The 15829-nt window shown below is 69.7% G+C and carries 12 protein-coding genes; 11 read left to right on the forward strand and 1 reads right to left on the reverse strand.

The window, feature by feature from the left end; all coding sequences use genetic code 11:
* Positions 1-79 precede the first annotated feature (79 nt).
* Positions 80-664, reverse strand: a complete 585-nt coding sequence (gene rsmD, locus E3O19_RS03955) for a 16S rRNA (guanine(966)-N(2))-methyltransferase RsmD (protein WP_134565440.1) — start codon at positions 662-664, stop codon at positions 80-82.
* Between the two features lie 72 nt (positions 665-736).
* On the opposite strand from rsmD, the gene E3O19_RS17930 reads away from it, so the two are divergent.
* The 11 genes from E3O19_RS17930 to E3O19_RS04010 all read left to right on the forward strand — a co-directional run bounded on the left by E3O19_RS17930 (position 737) and on the right by E3O19_RS04010 (position 15822).
* Positions 737-1627 (forward strand): tetratricopeptide repeat protein, encoded by an 891-nt coding sequence (locus E3O19_RS17930; protein WP_174776890.1) that lies wholly within the window; start codon positions 737-739, stop codon positions 1625-1627.
* On the forward strand, positions 1624-3846 hold the full coding sequence (locus E3O19_RS03965; RefSeq protein WP_134565442.1) for an ATP-dependent DNA helicase RecG: 2223 nt from the start codon (positions 1624-1626) through the stop codon (positions 3844-3846). The genes E3O19_RS17930 and E3O19_RS03965 overlap by 4 nt, the downstream gene beginning before the upstream one ends.
* A gap of 99 nt (positions 3847-3945) precedes the next feature.
* On the forward strand, positions 3946-4434 hold the full coding sequence (gene coaD / locus E3O19_RS03970) for a pantetheine-phosphate adenylyltransferase (protein WP_134565444.1): 489 nt from the start codon (positions 3946-3948) through the stop codon (positions 4432-4434).
* A gap of 98 nt (positions 4435-4532) precedes the next feature.
* A complete protein-coding gene (locus tag E3O19_RS03975; protein ID WP_134565509.1) occupies positions 4533-5507 on the forward strand; it encodes an AAA family ATPase in 975 nt (324 codons plus the stop codon).
* A gap of 4 nt (positions 5508-5511) precedes the next feature.
* Positions 5512-6930 carry a DUF58 domain-containing protein gene (locus E3O19_RS03980; RefSeq protein ID WP_166804448.1) on the forward strand — a complete coding sequence of 473 codons (1419 nt, stop codon included), beginning with the start codon at positions 5512-5514 and terminating at the stop codon, positions 6928-6930.
* The gene (locus tag E3O19_RS03985; RefSeq protein WP_134565448.1) at positions 6927-9284 is read left to right on the forward strand and encodes a transglutaminase TgpA family protein; all 2358 of its coding nucleotides are present in this window, start codon (positions 6927-6929) and stop codon (positions 9282-9284) included. The genes E3O19_RS03980 and E3O19_RS03985 overlap by 4 nt, the downstream gene beginning before the upstream one ends.
* Positions 9285-9295: 11 nt before the next feature.
* A complete protein-coding gene (locus tag E3O19_RS03990) occupies positions 9296-9868 on the forward strand; it encodes a YceD family protein (RefSeq protein ID WP_241981175.1) in 573 nt (190 codons plus the stop codon).
* Positions 9869-9870: 2 nt separating this feature from the next.
* Entirely contained in the window at positions 9871-10074 is a 204-nt protein-coding gene (gene rpmF, locus E3O19_RS03995; RefSeq protein ID WP_134508074.1) for a 50S ribosomal protein L32, read from the forward strand.
* A 122-nt stretch (positions 10075-10196) separates the two neighbouring features.
* Positions 10197-10886, forward strand: coding sequence for a ribonuclease III (rnc, locus tag E3O19_RS04000; protein ID WP_134565450.1), 690 nt, complete (start codon positions 10197-10199; stop codon positions 10884-10886).
* A gap of 24 nt (positions 10887-10910) precedes the next feature.
* Complete coding sequence (mutM, locus tag E3O19_RS04005; protein ID WP_134565451.1) at positions 10911-11816, forward strand: bifunctional DNA-formamidopyrimidine glycosylase/DNA-(apurinic or apyrimidinic site) lyase; 906 nt, start codon at positions 10911-10913, stop codon at positions 11814-11816.
* 340 nt (positions 11817-12156) lie between these two features.
* Positions 12157-15822, forward strand: a complete 3666-nt coding sequence (locus E3O19_RS04010; protein WP_134565453.1) for an AAA family ATPase — start codon at positions 12157-12159, stop codon at positions 15820-15822.
* The last annotated feature ends 7 nt before the right edge of the window (positions 15823-15829 follow it).

The raw sequence follows: 15829 nt of genomic DNA on the forward strand, positions 1-15829 counted from the left end.
GCCTCGCGGGACGGGCGCGCCGGTTTCGGCAGGCCGCCCCGGCATCCGCGGTCGCGGGCTGCCGAAACGGGCGCGGCGGTCAGGCCTGCGGCGGGGCGACGACCGGAGAGGCATACCAGACGGTGGTGTCGCCGTAGTCCTTCCGCCGTTCACTCTCGAGGCCGGGGCCCCAGGCAGGTTCGGGGGAGCGGGAACTGCGCTCGACGACCACGAGGGCGTCCTCGTCGAGGACCGCGGCGAGCGAGGCCAGGTTGTGCCCGAGTTCGGCCTCCGGAAGATCGTACGGTGGGTCGAGGAAGACGAGGTCGAAGCCCTCCCCGGTGGCGGCGAGGAATGACTGCACGGCCTGCGAGGTCACCGTGATCTTCGGCGCGTTCTTCTTCGGCGCGGCGCGCAACACGGCATTCGTGTTCTTGCGGCACAGCTGGGCGGCCCCGAAGCTGTTCTCGACCAGCGTCACGATGCGTGCTCCTCGGCTCGCGGCCTCGAGCCCCAGCGCCCCCGAACCCGCATACAGGTCCAGCACCCGGGCGCCGCGCACGATGTCCCGGGCGTCGAGAGCCGAGAAGATGGCTTCGCGCACCCGGTCGCTGGTGGGCCGGGTGCCGGTCTTCGGCACCGCGAGGGGGAGGGAACCGGCAAACCCGGCGACAATTCGCGTCATGAGGTTTCGAGCCTATCGCCGCTGCCCTTTCGCCGGCTGCGGGGGGAGGGCGCCGGATGCCATGATGGACCGGTGACCGATACATCAGCGTTCGCGGTGGACCAGCCTCCGCCTTCGGGCAGCGCGCAGCCCGGCCCGGCACCGCAGAAGACCGGACCGGTCAGCCAGGCTCTCCTCGACTCCCTCTGGGACTTCAGCGACGCTGCGGCGTCCGCCCAGCGCTTCCAACAGGCCGCAGACGACACCGGCCGCGACGAAGGCGGACGCGCCGAGTTCGCCACCCAGCTCGCCCGGGCGTTCGGCCTCCTCGGCCGTTTCGACGACGGTCTTGCCGTGCTCGCCGCGGTGCAGGGGGCGACGGAGGATCCCTCCGACCGTCTGCAGGCCCGCGCCGCTCTCGAACACGGTCGTCTCCTGCGCAGCATGGACCGGCCCGATGACGCGGTGCCCTTCTTCACCCTCGCTGTGCGGAAGGCGGCATCCGCCGGGGCCCAGTTCCTCGCCCTTGACGCCCTGCACATGCTGGCCGTCTCCGACGCGGGGCACGAGGAGGAGTGGGCCGCCGAGGGTCTCGCGCTCGTCGACGCGGCCACGGATGACCGGATCCGGCGCTGGGGAGTCGCGCTGCACAACAACATCGGCTGGTTCCTTCACGACTCCGGCCGGCCGGAAGAGGCCCTCCCCGAGTTCGAGGCGGCGCTGCGTGCGGCGGAGACCGTCGGCACCCATGAACAGCGCCACCTGGGCCGCTGGGCCGTCGCGCGCTGCCTGCGTACCCTCGGCCGGCTGGACGAGGCCGGGGTCCTGCAACAGCAGCTGGCGGCCGAGCGGCCAGACGACGGATTCGTGCGCGCCGAACTGGCGTTGCTCGCCCAGGCCGCCGACGCGGCCGATGTCGTCCCCCCGGCGGAGCCGACCGACGCGACCGGAGTGTCAGGGGTCGCGCCTACGATCGAACCATGACCGAATCGGCTGCCGCGGAGACCCCTGCCGTCTCACCCGATGCCGTCTCACCCGATGCCGTCTCACTCGATACGAAGCTGGCGAACGTCGTCGGCGGCCGCACAACGACCGCGCTCACCAAGGCGTTCGGCATCGTCACTGTCGGCGAGCTGCTCAGCCACTACCCGCGACGATACGCCCGCCGCGGCGAGCTCTCGGCGATCAGCGACCTGCCGCTCGACGAGACAGTGACGATCATCGCCGAGATTCGCACGGTGGAGGAACGTCCGATGAAGGCCCGCAAGGGCTCAATCGTCGAGGTCAAGATCTCCGACGGCCGCGGCATCCTCAGCCTCACCTACTTCAATCAGTCCTGGCGCGCCAGGCAACTCGCACCGGGCATGCGCGGCATGTTCGCCGGTAAGGTGTCCGACTACCGGGGCCACCTGCAGCTCACCCACCCGACGTATCGGCTGTTCGGCGCGGGAGAAGACGACGAACCCGACATGCCCACGGATGCCGCGGCAGCGAAACTCTGGATCGAACAACCGATCGCGATCTACCCGGCCACGAACGCCATCACGAGCTGGCAGATCACGAAGACGGTGGAGGTCGTCCTGGACGTCATCCGGCGCGTTCCCGACCCGATCCCGGCCTCACTCCGCGCCGAGCGGGGTCTCCTGTCGCACGCCAGTGCCCTCGAACTCATCCACCGTCCCGAGACAGACTCGGACTGGCGCCGAGCCAGGGACACGCTCCGTTTCACGGAGGCCCTGGTGCTGCAGACCGCCCTGGTGCAACAGCGAAATTCCGCCCGCGCCCAGAAAGCGACGCCGCGGGTACCGGTGCCCGGCGGCTTCCTCGAACGCTTCGATGCAGCCCTGCCGTTCACCCTGACGAGTGACCAGGCCGTCGTCGGCGACGAGATCGCTCGTGACATCGCCGGGGACGCCCCGATGAACCGTCTGGTGCAGGGTGAGGTCGGCTCCGGCAAGACTGTCGTCGCGCTCCGGGCGATGCTCGCGGTGGCCGACTCCGGCGGGCAGGCCGCGTTCCTCGCCCCGACCGAGGTCCTCGCCGGGCAGCACCTCCGCTCGATCGTGCGTGCCCTCGGACCGGATCTTGCCGTGCAACTCATGCCCACCCTGCTCACCGGGCAGTTGCCCGTCGCCGATCGCCGGAAGGCCATGCTGAGGGCGGTGTCCGGCCAGTCCCGCATCGTCATCGGCACCCATGCGCTGCTCGGCGACACGGTCACCTTCTTCGACCTCGGTCTGGTCGTCGTCGACGAACAACATCGCTTCGGCGTCGACCAGCGTGAGGCCCTGCGGCAGAAGGGGGCCGTGCCGCCGCACGTACTGGTGTTGACCGCGACCCCCATCCCGCGCACGATTGCGATGACGGTCTTCGGCGACCTCGACGTGAGCACGATCACCATGCTCCCCGAGGGGAGGCAGGGCATCGAGACCTTCGTCGTGCCTCTCGGCGATAAACCGGCCTGGGCGACCCGGGTCTGGCAGCGGCTTGCGGAAGAACTGGCGCTGGGCAGGCAGGCCTTTGTGGTGTGCCCGGCCATCGCGCCCAAGCAACTAGAGGAGGGTGAGGTGCTCGACCCGGAGGCCAGGGCGCCGGCCTCCGTCGAGGAGATGCTCGCCGAACTCCGGGCCAAGCCGATCTTCGCCTCGGCGCGGATCGAACCCCTGCACGGCCGGATGACCAGTGAACAGAAGGACCAGACCATGCGGTCGTTCGCCTCCGGAGAGATCGACGTGCTCGTGGCCACGACCGTGATCGAGGTCGGCGTCGACGTCCCCAACGCCTCGGCGATGGTGGTGATGGACGCCGACCGGTTCGGCGTCTCCCAACTGCACCAGCTGCGCGGCCGGGTCGGGCGCGGGGGAGTGCCCGGGCTCTGCCTGCTTGTCACGACCGCCGAGGCCGAGTCGGTGTCCCGGGAGCGGGTCGAGGCCGTCGCGGCGACCCTCGACGGCTTCGAACTCGCTCAGGTCGACCTGGAGCTGCGCCGGGAGGGCGATGTGCTCGGCAGCAGCCAGTCCGGCGGCCGGTCTTCGCTGCGCCTGCTCCGGGTGGTGACCGACGGCGATCTGATCGGGGAGGCGAGGGGCCACGCGCAGGCGCTGATCGAATGCGACCCCGAACTGGAGAGCGTTCCGGCGCTGCGCGACGCGGTGCGGCGGCGGCTCGACGACTCCGAACGGGCATCGCTGACGAAGAGCTGACGACGCTCTGACGACGAGCCGACGCGGCCGCCTCGGAGCTTGCCGCACACTTGCCCCACGCGCAGGCGCTGTTCACGGTGTGGGGCTAGGGTGAAGCGTATGCGCAGGATCGCCGTCGTCCCTGGATCATTCGACCCCGTCACACTGGGGCACCTCGACGTGATCGAACGGGCGGCCGGTCTCTTCGACGAACTGCATGTCCTCGTCGTGCACAACCCGGACAAGTCGGCCCTCCTGCCGATCAGCCAGCGGGTGTCGCTGCTGCAGCTGGCCATCAGGGATGCCGGCCTGCCGGACAACATCACTGTCGCGTCGTGGAGCATGGGTCTGCTCGTCGACTACTGCCTCGAGGTCGGCGCCAGCGTGCTCGTGAAGGGCATTCGTTCCCAGGTCGACGTGGCCTACGAAACCCCGATGGCGATCGTCAACCGCAACCTCGCAGCCGTGGAAACCGTCTTCCTGCTGCCGAACCCGGCCAATGCGCACGTCTCCAGTTCCCTGGTGCGCCAGGTGGCCGCGCTCGGCGGGGACATCACGCCGTACGTGCCCCGTGTCGTCGCTGAATTCCTGCAGAAGGCACCCGTGTGAAGGCAGCGCCCGTCCGAGTGGTGACGGGTCCGGCGATCGCCGGGACCGCGGTCGGCGCTGCGGACGGGTACGACGACGAGGCCGAGATTGAGACGCCGATGGACCTCGCCGCTGTCGAGGCGTCGGCGCGGGCGATCATCCGCAACGTCGAAACCGTCATCGACGGCAAGCATGCGGCGGTCAAGACGGCACTGACCGTGTTGCTGGCGGAGGGTCACCTCCTGATCGAGGACGTCCCCGGCGTCGGAAAGACCATGCTCGCCAAGGCCCTGGCCAAATCCGTGCACTGCACGGTCAGCCGGATCCAGTTCACCCCCGACCTGCTCCCGTCCGATGTGACGGGTGTGTCCGTGTTCAACCAGTTCGACCGGCGATTCGAGTTCAAACCGGGCGCCATCTTCGCCAACATCGTCATCGGCGACGAGATCAACCGGGCCAGCCCCAAGACCCAATCCGCCCTGCTCGAATGCATGGAGGAACGCCAGGTCACGGTCGACGGCTCCACCTACCTCCTGCCACCACCCTTCACAGTGGTGGCCACCCAGAACCCGATCGAGATGGAGGGCACCTACGCGCTGCCGGAGGCCCAACGCGACCGCTTCATGGCCCGGATCTCCATGGGTTACCCCGATAAGGAGTCCGAGCTGGCCATGCTCGACTCCCGGGACACCTCGAGCCCACTGGCGGGCATCACCGCCGTGGTCTCCGGAGCCCAGCTGCGAGGAATGATGACCGCGGCGCGGGCCGTGTTCGCGTCCGGCGCGGTGAAGCAATACGCAGTCAACCTCGTGCGGGCGACCCGTGAAGACCGGGACCTGCGCCTCGGGGCCAGCCCGCGGGCGACCCTGCAGCTCATCCGTGCGGCCAAGGCGCAGGCCGCGCTGAACGGCAGAGAATACGTGCTGCCCGACGACATCGATTCGCTGGCCGTGTCGGTGCTCGGTCACCGCCTCGTCGCCAGTACCAGGGTGCTCGGACATCACCACCAGAATGCCACCCCCCTGATTGACGAGATCGTCACCCGCATCGTCGATGCCACGCCGGTGCCGATCGGCGCCCAGGGGCGCCCCTAGGCCCATGTCAGCGTCGCGGCGGCCCGTGTGGTTTCCCCGGCTCACCCTCCGGGGCGGGGTGTTCCTCGGTGTCGGCGGGCTCTTCCTGGCGCAGTACCTGTTCACCGGGCGCCGGGACATCCTCTTCGTGGCCTGCCTGCTCCTGCTTGTGCCCGTGACCGCCGCCGCCTACGTCGCGATCCGCCCGGTGACGGTGAAGGTGAGCCGGGCATTCCGGCCGGCGGTCGTGGAAGCCGGCCGGGAAGCGATCGTCTGCCTGACCGTGCGCAACCTGTCCGCCCGTCCGCTCTACGGGCTGCGCTGGCGGGACACCGGCGCGCCGGGACTGGCCACGCGCGGCGCCCTGGTTCTGCCCGGCCTCGACCGGTTCGAGGGCGGCAGGGACGACGGCGCTGATGCCGTGAGACTCGAGTACACGCTGATGCCCCGGCACCGGGGCATCTACTCCAGCGGCCCCCTCCGGCTGGAGCGGTGCGACCCGTTCGGGCTCGCGTCGAGCGAATGGGTGGTCGGGGAGCCCCTCGATCTCGTGGTCACCCCGACCGCGGTTCCGCTTCCCGGGGTCGGTCTGACCGGTGCGGGCGGGGACGGCGACGCCCGTGAGCGGTTGTGGCGCCTCAACCGCAACTCGGACGAACTGATCGCCAGGGAGTACCGGCCGGGGGACCCGCTCCGACGGGTGAATTGGCCCGCCACGGCGCGGCACGGCGAGATCATGGTGCGCCAGGAAGAACACCGCAGCAACCCAAGGGCCAGGATCGTGCTCGACACCGCACTGCGGGGACGACCGGTGCCGCCTCCCGGCCAGGGACCCGACCGCCGTTTCCGACACGACCAGACCTTCGAAGTCGCCGTCGAACTCGTCGCCTCGGTTGGTGTGCACCTCCTCGACGCCGACTTCCGGCTCGACCTCGTCGAGCTGGGGCCCGGCCAGCTCGCCCCTCACGCCGGGACGGGCCGCGGCGGGCTGCGCGGGGACGCGGCCGTCGGCTTCCAGGCGATAGGCGGTGTACGGGCGTTGCTCGAGGGCCTGGCCGGCGTGGTTCCCCTCGAGCCGGTCCCTGGCGCCGGCGCCTCGCCACAGACCGCAGTTCCCGGCGGCAACGCGCCGCAGGTCCCGCTGCCGACGTTCGCGGTGCTCGTCGACATCGACGAGCAGGATGCCGCTGAGCTGGCCTCCCTCGGTGCAGCCGCACGGCCCGCGGTGGCCTTCATCCTCGACACGATGCGGCCGGCCAGGGTCGACACGCTGCGCGAGGCGGGATGGCGTTGCATTCCCGTGCGCTCGACCTGGGACATCCCGGTCGCTTGGCTGGAGGCGACCGGTCCGCGCAGCGCGGCCGTGAGTCCGGGCGGGGCCGTGGGTGCGGGCGGGGCTGCCGGCCGCGGCACGGCCACCGTTCGGGGAGAGGGACGACCATGAGCCGGCCCGGCGCTGCTACAGGCAGGCGACGCCCGATCCGCCCCGAGTGGCCGGTCACCGGCGCGCTGCTGCTCCTGCTGGTCGTGGCGAACGGGGGCCTGGCATCCCTGCTGCAGGGCACCACCTGGTGGTGGCTGATGGCGCTCGTCTCCGGGACCGTGCTGCTCGGCCTGGCCGGCCTGCGCCGGGTCGGAATCGCTGAGTCGCTCACCTCGGTCGCCGGGTTCGGCATCCTGCTCGCCACGGTGACGCTGCTCTTCGGCGGTGGGACCGGGCTGCTCTGGCTGATTCCGTCGCCGGAGACCATCGACCGGTTCGGCACGCTGGTCGACTCCGGACTGGAATCCATCCGGCAGCAGGGCACGCCGGCGGACCCGGTCCCCGGCATCCTCCTGCTGCTGTCCGCGGGCGCGGGGGTGATCGCGGTCATGATGCATCTGCTCGCGATCACCCTGCGGGTGCCGGCGCTCGCCGGGCTGCCCGCGCTCGTGCCCGTCGCCGTTCCCGGTCTCATCGTCGACGGCGGGGCCGACCCGCTGGCCCTCTCGCTCACGGCCATCTCGTTCCTCATCCTCCTGCGTGTGGACGTGCGGGTGCGACGCGCCTGGGAGGTCGAGAATCCGCCCGCCGGGCCGAACACGCCCCGGGTGTACGGCCCGGTGCGCCGGCGCGGCCCCGGTCCGCTGTGGGGCTCGATGGTGGTCGGCAGCATCGGTGTCGTCGGCGCACTCCTGCTCAGCATCGCCACCCCTGCCGTGCCCGGTGGCGGCTTCGCAGGCACCCGGGGCGTCGGAATGTTGCTCTTCGCGAGGGGCGTCACCCCGCTGATCAACCTCGGGCAGGACCTCAGGCAAACCCAGTCCAGCCCGGCTCTGCACTACCGCACCACGGCGTCGCAGCCGCCGTACCTGAAACTGCTGACCCTCGATAACTTCGTCGGCGTCACCTGGATGGCCAGGGTCGAACCGACGGACCCCGACAGCAACGTCGAGGCCATCGCCCTGCCGCAGGGACTCTCCTCCAATGTCGCCACGAGGGAGACGAAGACGCAGATCGTCATCGACAGCGTCGCGACCCGGTGGCTGCCGACCCCGTTCGCGCCGAAGAAGGTCACCGGCCTGGTCGGTGACTGGTACTGGGACCGGTCGACCTCGACCATCGCCAGCGCGAACAGCATCACCCGCGGCCAGCAGTACACGGTCACGGCGCTCGAACTCGCCCCGACGGCCGAGCAACTCCGGGCGGCTGGCACCCGCTACCCGGCAAGCATCCGGCGCACCCTCGACCTGCCGGGGAATCGGCCGGCCATCATCGACCAGACCGCCCGGAACGTGACCAGCGGGGCGATTTCGCCCTACGACGCGGCGGTCGCCCTCCAGGACTACCTGAGGGGAAGTGAGTTCAGCTACGACACGGATGCCCCGGTCGCGGAGGGCTACGACGGCGGCGGCGTCGACGTCGTCGGCAAGTTCCTCGCGGTGAAACGCGGCTACTGCGTTCACTTCGCTTCGGCGATGGCGGTGATGGCCCGGTCCATCGGTATCCCCGCGCGGATCGCGATCGGTTATCTGCCCGGGTCACGGTCGACGAGCTACATCGAGGGGCGGGACCGGTTCAACGTCGACGCGCACGACCTGCACGCCTGGCCGGAACTGTACTTCGGTGGAATCGGCTGGGTGGCGTTCGAGCCGACGCCAGGGCGCGGCACGGTACCGGCCTACACGAGGGCAACGGATGCCCAGGCCCCGCTCGGCAGCCTGGTCACCGGCCTCCCGTCGGCCGCGCCGCGCAGAGCCGACCCGGGCGGAGGGAATCCCTCCCTCGGGCTCCGTGCCGCCACGACCCAAACCGGCGACGTCGACGGCGCTCGCACCGTCAGCGCAGCCCTCGCCGCCGTCCTGATCCTGCTGATGCTGCCAGGGGGCGCACGAGCACTGCGGAGGCAGGGCCGGCGCCGGCGAGTCCGAGCCGGCCCGGGCGCCGCAGGCTGGGCCTGGGACGAACTCGCCGACACGGCCGTCGACCACGGGACCCGGGTGCGCGACACCGAGACCCCCCGGGAACTGGTTGCGCGCCTGGAGCTGCTTCCCGGCCTGGATTCTCCGCCGGCCGGCGACCCTGTCGATGCTCTGCGGCGACTGCTGGTGGCCGCCGAACGCCACCGCTTCGGCCGGCCCGGCGCCGACATGCCGGGCGAGGTTTCCGCGGGGCTGGCCGCGGACCTCGACCAGGTCACCCGCGCGATCCACGCCGGCGCCTCCTGGCCGGTGCGCATCCGTGCGATCGTGTTACCTGCCTCGCTGCGGAGGCCGTCGAAGGTGGCACGGAACGAGAGCCTGCCCGTAGACGCGTAGAATCTCCCCCCGTGACCAAGTTTAAGAAGACCCCGTACAAGGTCGATGTGCGAGACCTCATCAACCGGCCAGGCACCATGCACGAGCGCCACCTGGCGATCGTCGTGCCGGGTGACCTCGGAGAGGGCCTGGTTGCCGTCAAGGCCGGTTCCACGCTGACCGTCAACCTACGCCTGGAAACCCTGCACGAGGGCATCCTGGTGTCCGCTCAGATCTCCGGAAAGGCCGCCGGAGAGTGCGGAAGATGCCTGATTGAGATCGAGTTGCCTGTCCAAGTCGAGTTTCACGAGCTTTTCGCGTACTCTCTAGACGAAGCTTATGAGTGTGAAGTTCAAGATGACCACGTGGATCTTGAACCTCTGATCAGGGATGCAGTGGTGCTATCACTGCCTTTCCAGCCGGTTTGCCGGTCGGATTGCCCAGGTCTCGACCCAGAGACCGGGCAGCGGCTTGCCGAGGCCCCTGAACTCGAACCAGTAGAAAAGCGCGATCCCCGGTGGGCCGCGCTGATGGAATTTCAGGCTTCCGCAAACATCGGCACGGATGAAGACATCCAGGCTGAATCAGATAGAGAAGAGAAGTAGTCATGGCAGTCCCGAAGCGCAAGCAATCACGCTCGAACACCCGCTCACGTCGTTCCTGCTGGAAGGCCGAAGCCCCCACCCTGGTGAAGACCATGGAAAACGGCAAGGTCGTTTACAGCCTCCCGCACCGTGCCAAGGTCGTCACCGACGCCGCAGGCACCGCGATGTTCATGGAATACAAGGGCCGCAAGGTCGCCGACGTCTAGTCATAAGGCTTGGGTCACCAGATGCCGGATGCTCTGATGCCGCGCCGACGAACGACGACCAGCCCGAATCCGGGGCGGCTCGCGTCACGGCGCGGCATCAGCCATTGCCGGGAGGTCGTTGCATGAGCGGTGACGCACCGGGGATCTTGGCTCTTCCGGCGGTGCTTGGGGTCTCGGTCGACCCGGGCCTGCTCGAACTCGCGCTGACTCACCGTTCGTACGCGTACGAGCACGGCGGCGTGCCCACGAACGAACGCCTCGAATTCCTCGGCGACTCGATCCTCGGCCAGGCCGTAACGGTCATGCTCTACCGAGAATACCCACGCCTCAACGAGGGTGACCTTGCCAAGCGCAGGGCCAGCCTCGTCTCGAGCGTCGCCCTCGCCGAGATCGCGCGCGGCATCGGCCTGGGCGACTTCATCCGCCTGGGCCGGGGTGAGATCCTCACCGGCGGACGAGACAAGGGATCGATTCTCGCCGACACCGTCGAGGCGCTGATCGGCGCTGTCTACCTCGACTCCGGCGGAGAGGTCGCGACGCAACTCGTACTGCGTCTGATCGCACCGCTGCTGAACGACCCGGGCCACTTCGGGGTCTCGATGGACCCGAAAACGAGCCTGCAGGAGGCCGCCGCCCGGCTCGGTTCCGGAGTACCGGTCTATGAGATCGCCGAAAGCGGCCCCGACCATTCGAAGGTCTTCATCGCGACGGTCACCGTGGGCATCATCTCCGCGAGCGGTGAGGGCACGAGTAAGAAGCACGCCGAAATGGCTGCCGCGCTCGACGCCTGGACCCTGCTCAGCGACCTCTGATCCAGCAGCTGAAAGGCGCGTGAGGTGCCTGAACTTCCCGAGGTGGAGGTCGTCCGGTCAGGGATCGAACCGGCGGCGACCGGCGCCGTCATCGTGGCCGTCGAGGTGTTCGAGGAACGCTCGCTTCGGCGCCACGACCCCGAGTCTGGCTCGTTCGCGCGGCTGCTCGAGGGACAGCGCATCCTCGGTGCCGTGCGGCGAGGTAAGTTCCTGTGGCTGCCCCTGGAATCGGGGCGAGCCCTGGTCATCCACCTGGGAATGAGCGGGCAGGTGCTCCTCCGGGCTCCCGGCTCCGACGCCGACCGGATGCTGCGGGTGCGCCTGCACCTCGACCACCCCCGGCTCGGCGAGTTGTGGCTCCACTTCGTCGACCAGCGCATCTTCGGCAGCATGGCGGTCGACACGATGCAACCCACGCGCGACGGCCTGGCGGCGGGAGAGTCCGGAGCGGCATCAGGCGACTGGTCGAGCCTGATTCCGTCTCAGGTGGCCCACATCGCCCGGGATCCGATCGATCCTGCCTTCTCGGCTGAGGCGTTCCTGGGTGCCCTCGCCCGAAAGAAGACGGGCGTCAAACGGGCGCTCCTCGACCAGACCCTGATCAGTGGCATCGGCAACATCTATGCCGACGAGGCGCTCTTCGCTGCCCGCCTGCACTTCGACCAGCCCGCCGACTCGTTGTCCAGGGGCAGGGCACGGCTCCTGCTGGATTCGGTGTGCGTCATCCTCGGTCGTGCCCTCGCGGAGGGAGGCACGAGTTTCGATGCCCAATACGTGAACGTCAACGGCGAATCCGGCTATTTTTCGCACAGCCTCGTCGCGTACGGCCAGCAGGGAAAACCGTGCCCGCGCTGCGGCACCCTCCTGGTCAGGCAACAGTTCATGAACCGGTCATCCCACCTCTGCCCGCGCTGCCAGCGGCTGCGCTGACCTGGCCGGGTGCCGTTCGGCGCCACGCCCCACGTAGCTCATCGGCCGGAAGCCCAGGGCCTCGTTCAGCGTGTGCATCTGCCGGTTCTCCTCGGCGTTGAAGGTCGCCACCGACGGATGCCCCGGCCGCTCCCCGCGCCCCGTCGAATTCGACGGAGAAATTGCGCGTGAGCAGCCCGGGGCATCCGTTTCAGCTCCAAACGGACAAAATCTCCGTCGAATTCGACGGGGCCGCGCCTCCCCGGCCCGACCGGATGTGTCCGGTAGCGTTGAACCGGGCGGCAGACCCGCAGGACACACCCCCAAGAAACTGGCACCGACGACCGGAAAGGGCGCAGCGTTGTATTTGAAGAGCCTCACCCTCAAGGGGTTCAAGTCGTTCGCGCAGCCCACGACGTTCGCCTTCGAGCCCGGAGTGACCTGCGTGGTCGGGCCGAACGGCTCCGGCAAATCGAATGTGGTCGACGCGCTCGCCTGGGTGATGGGGGAGCAGGGCGTCAAGACGCTCCGTGGCGGCAAAATGGAGGATGTCATCTTCGCCGGCACAGCGACCAAGGGCCCGCTCGGCCGGGCCCAGGTGACGCTCACGATCGACAACACCGACGGCGCCCTCCCCATCGACTACTCGGAAGTCACCATCTCCCGCACCCTGTTCCGAAACGGGGCCAGCGAATACGCGATAAACGGGCAGACCTGCCGCCTGCTGGACGTGCAGGAACTACTCAGCGACTCCGGCCTCGGCAGGGAGATGCATGTCATCGTCGGCCAGGGGCAGCTCGACGCCGTGCTCCGGGCCAGCCCGGAGGAACGGCGCGGCTTCATCGAGGAGGCGGCCGGCATCCTCAAACACCGCCGCCGTAAGGATAAGACCCTCCGCAAGCTCGACGCGATGCAGGCCAACCTGACCCGGCTCAGTGACCTCGCCGGAGAGATCCGGCGTCAGCTCAAACCGCTCGGACGTCAGGCCGAGGTCGCGCGCGAAGCCCAGGGCATCGCCGCGGTCGTACGCGACGCGCGGGCGCGGCTGCTCGCCGACGATGTGGTCGCCCTGCGCACGGCCCTCGACGCGCACGGGCGCACAGAAAGCGAACGCCATTCCGAACGCATTGTGCTTCAGGAACAGCTCGACCAGAAGCAGTTGCGCCTGCGCCGGCTCGAAGAGGCCCAGATCGGCGACGCCGTCGACCTGGCCCGGCGCACGAGTTTCGGCCTCGAGTCCGTGCAGGAACGCCTCCGTGGGCTGTACACGTTGGCCAACCAGCGCCTGGCCCTGCTCGCCGACCAGGCCGAGTCCGTCGACACCGGGCCGAGCGTGACCCCGGCAATGCTGCAGGACGCCGCCGCCGAGGTCGACTCGCTCCGGGAGCGGATCGGCCTGGCCGAGACCCGGCACGCACACGCTCGCGAGGCATCCGCCGCCGCGCGCGGCCGACTCGATGCACTCGACGTGGAGATCGCCGCCCAGGCGGCCCTGGTCTCCCGCCACGATCTCCAGGTGTCCGCGCTGACGGGGCAGGCCCAGACCGCGGCGTCCCGGCTGGCGTCGGTCAGGGGAGAGGTGCTCCGCCAACAGAACGCCTTCGACGCGGCCGGGGGCCGGGTGGACGCGGCCCGGGCCGTGCTCGAAGCCCTCGACACCGACGCCGGCGCCGAGGGCGCCGACCTCGTCGAGGCGTGCGAAGGGTTCCAGAGCATCGTGACCGAGGCCGAGGCCGAGGTCGAGCGGCTACGCGAGGAACTGCACACGCTCGAGCGCGAAAGGGACGCGCTCGTGGCCCGAACGGGTGCCCTCTCGCTCGCCCTCGACCAGAAGGACGGCTCGTCCGCGCTCGTCACCATGGCGTTGACCGGCATCCGCGGTCTGGTCGCCGAGCATGTGCACGTGCGGCCGGGCTTCGAGGGCGCGATCGCCGCCGCCCTCGGATCTCTGGCCGACGCGGTGCTCGCGGAGACGCGGGATGCCGCCTTCGACGCCATCGGCGCGGTCCGCGCCGATGACCTCGGCCGGGTCGAACTCATCGTCGTGGGAAGAAGCGGCCCCGGGGCCGCCGCTCGTGTCGGCACGTCCGCCCTGCCCGAACTCTCCGCCCTGCCCGCCCTGCCAGACCTTGCCGACCTTGCCGACCTTGCCGACCTTGCCGACCTTGCCGACCTTGCCGACCTTGCCGACGTGCCCGACCTGCCCGACCTGCCCGACCTCTCCGCCCGGAATGGCCTCGTGTGGGCGTGCTCGGTCGTCGATGCCCCGGCCGGGGTTCTCGCGTTGCTCGAACACACCGTCGTCGCGGACGACCTCGAGTGCGCCAGGGCTGCGGAGGACCTGCTCGGCGGCGCCGCGCCCCTGACGATCATCACCGTGGCCGGCGACGTGCTCAGCGAATACGTGCTGCGTGGAGGGTCAGGTGCCCGCCGGAGCAGACTCGAATTGGGCGCCGACCGGGACGCTGCCGACGACCGACTCGGCGAGGTTCGGTCACTGGTCGACCGGGTGAGCGCCGACCTTGCCGAACAGCGCGTCCTGCTCCGGCACGGCAGAGAGCAGTTCACCGCCGCGCGTGCCGCGCAGGGGGAGGCCGAGTCCCGGGTCGCTGCCCGCGCCGAGAAGACGGGCCGGGCCGGCGTGCAGGTCGAGGCGGCTGCCGCCGAGTTCGACCGCCTCTCCACCGGCCTGCGCCGGGCGGGGGAAGCCGTCGCCGGGGCCGAGAGCGAGGCCGCGCGCAGCTCAGCGGAACTGGAGGCGCAGCGGGCGAGGCCACGCCCCATTCTCGACGCGAGCGCGCGCGACGCCGTCTACGCTGAGGTGGAGGCCGCCCGCGAGACCGAGATCGAGTCCCGCCTGCAGGTGGAGATCGCGACGGAACGCGTGCGGGCAGGCCAGGCCAGGAGCGTCGCCGTCGCCAGGCGGCTCGAGGCCGACCGGGCGGCAGCCGAGGATGCAGCCAGGCGCGCGGTCATCCGGCGCCGTCAGGTGGGGGCGGCCATGGGCGTTGCGCAGGCGCTGCCCCAGGTGCTTGCCTCGGTCGACGGCGCGGTCGGCGAGGCCCGCCTCCGGCTGGCCCGGGCCGAGTCGGAACGGACCAGCCAGAACGAGGAACTCTCCGCCCTGCGGCGGGAAGACAGCGCCCTTCGCGACCGGCTCCAGGCAGTCACCGAGAACGTGCACGGCCTCGAACTGGAGATCTACGAGAAGAAGCTTCACCTTTCGGGCCTGCTCGAACGCGCCGGAAGCGAACTGGGCCTGGTCGAAGCGGTGCTCGTCGCCGAATACGGGCCCGACCAGTTGATCCCGTCCGAGAACGATGCTCAGGCAGACGGGGTGCCCTACGACCGAGCCGAACAAAAGCAGCGCCTCGCCGGCGCCGAACGCCGGTTCGCGCAACTCGGCCGGATCAACCCGCTCGCCCTCGAAGAATTCGCGGCACTCGAGCAACGGCACAAGTTCCTCACCGAACAGCTCACCGACCTCACCAACACCCGCACCGACCTGCTCACGATCATCGCTGAGATCGACGAGAAGATGGGGGCGATCTTCGGCAGCGCCTTCGATGACACCCAGGCGGCCTTCGCCGAGGTCTTCCCGGTGTTGTTCCCCGGTGGCAGCGGCAGCATCCGGCTCACCGACCCCGACTCACTACTCACGACCGGGATCGAGGTCTCGGTCAAACCGGCAGGCAAGAAGATCGAACGACTCTCGCTGCTCTCCGGCGGGGAACGGTCGCTGGCGGCTGTCGCCCTGCTGATCGCGATCTTCAAGGCGCGGCCGAGTCCGTTCTACATCATGGACGAGGTGGAGGCGGCCCTGGATGACGCGAACCTCGGCCGGCTGCTCACGATCTTCGAGGATCTGAAGGCCGCGAGCCAGCTGATCATCATCACCCACCAGAAACGCACGATGGAGATCGCGGACGCCCTCTACGGCGTCTCGATGCGGCAGGACGGGGTCTCTGCCGTGGTCGGTCAGCGGCTGGCCAGGGACGAGGTCCAGGACGAGGCCCGGGCGTCCTGAGGCCGAG

The sequence above is a fragment of the Cryobacterium algoritolerans genome, assembly GCF_004402785.1.
Lineage (GTDB): Bacteria > Actinomycetota > Actinomycetes > Actinomycetales > Microbacteriaceae > Cryobacterium > Cryobacterium algoritolerans.

What these genes read in the sequence shown, in the direction of transcription:
- coaD (WP_134565444.1), top strand. Translation starts at nt 3,946, where the DNA reads ATGCGCAGGATCGCCGTCGTCCCTGGATCATTCGACCCCGTCACACTG.
- E3O19_RS03975 (WP_134565509.1), top strand. Translation starts at nt 4,533, where the DNA reads ATGGACCTCGCCGCTGTCGAGGCGTCGGCGCGGGCGATCATCCGCAAC.
- E3O19_RS03980 (WP_166804448.1), top strand. Translation starts at nt 5,512, where the DNA reads ATGTCAGCGTCGCGGCGGCCCGTGTGGTTTCCCCGGCTCACCCTCCGG.
- E3O19_RS03965 (WP_134565442.1), top strand. Translation starts at nt 1,624, where the DNA reads ATGACCGAATCGGCTGCCGCGGAGACCCCTGCCGTCTCACCCGATGCC.
- rpmF (WP_134508074.1), top strand. Translation starts at nt 9,871, where the DNA reads ATGGCAGTCCCGAAGCGCAAGCAATCACGCTCGAACACCCGCTCACGT.
- E3O19_RS03985 (WP_134565448.1), top strand. Translation starts at nt 6,927, where the DNA reads ATGAGCCGGCCCGGCGCTGCTACAGGCAGGCGACGCCCGATCCGCCCC.
- rnc (WP_134565450.1), top strand. Translation starts at nt 10,197, where the DNA reads ATGAGCGGTGACGCACCGGGGATCTTGGCTCTTCCGGCGGTGCTTGGG.
- rsmD (WP_134565440.1), bottom strand. Translation starts at nt 664, where the DNA reads ATGACGCGAATTGTCGCCGGGTTTGCCGGTTCCCTCCCCCTCGCGGTG.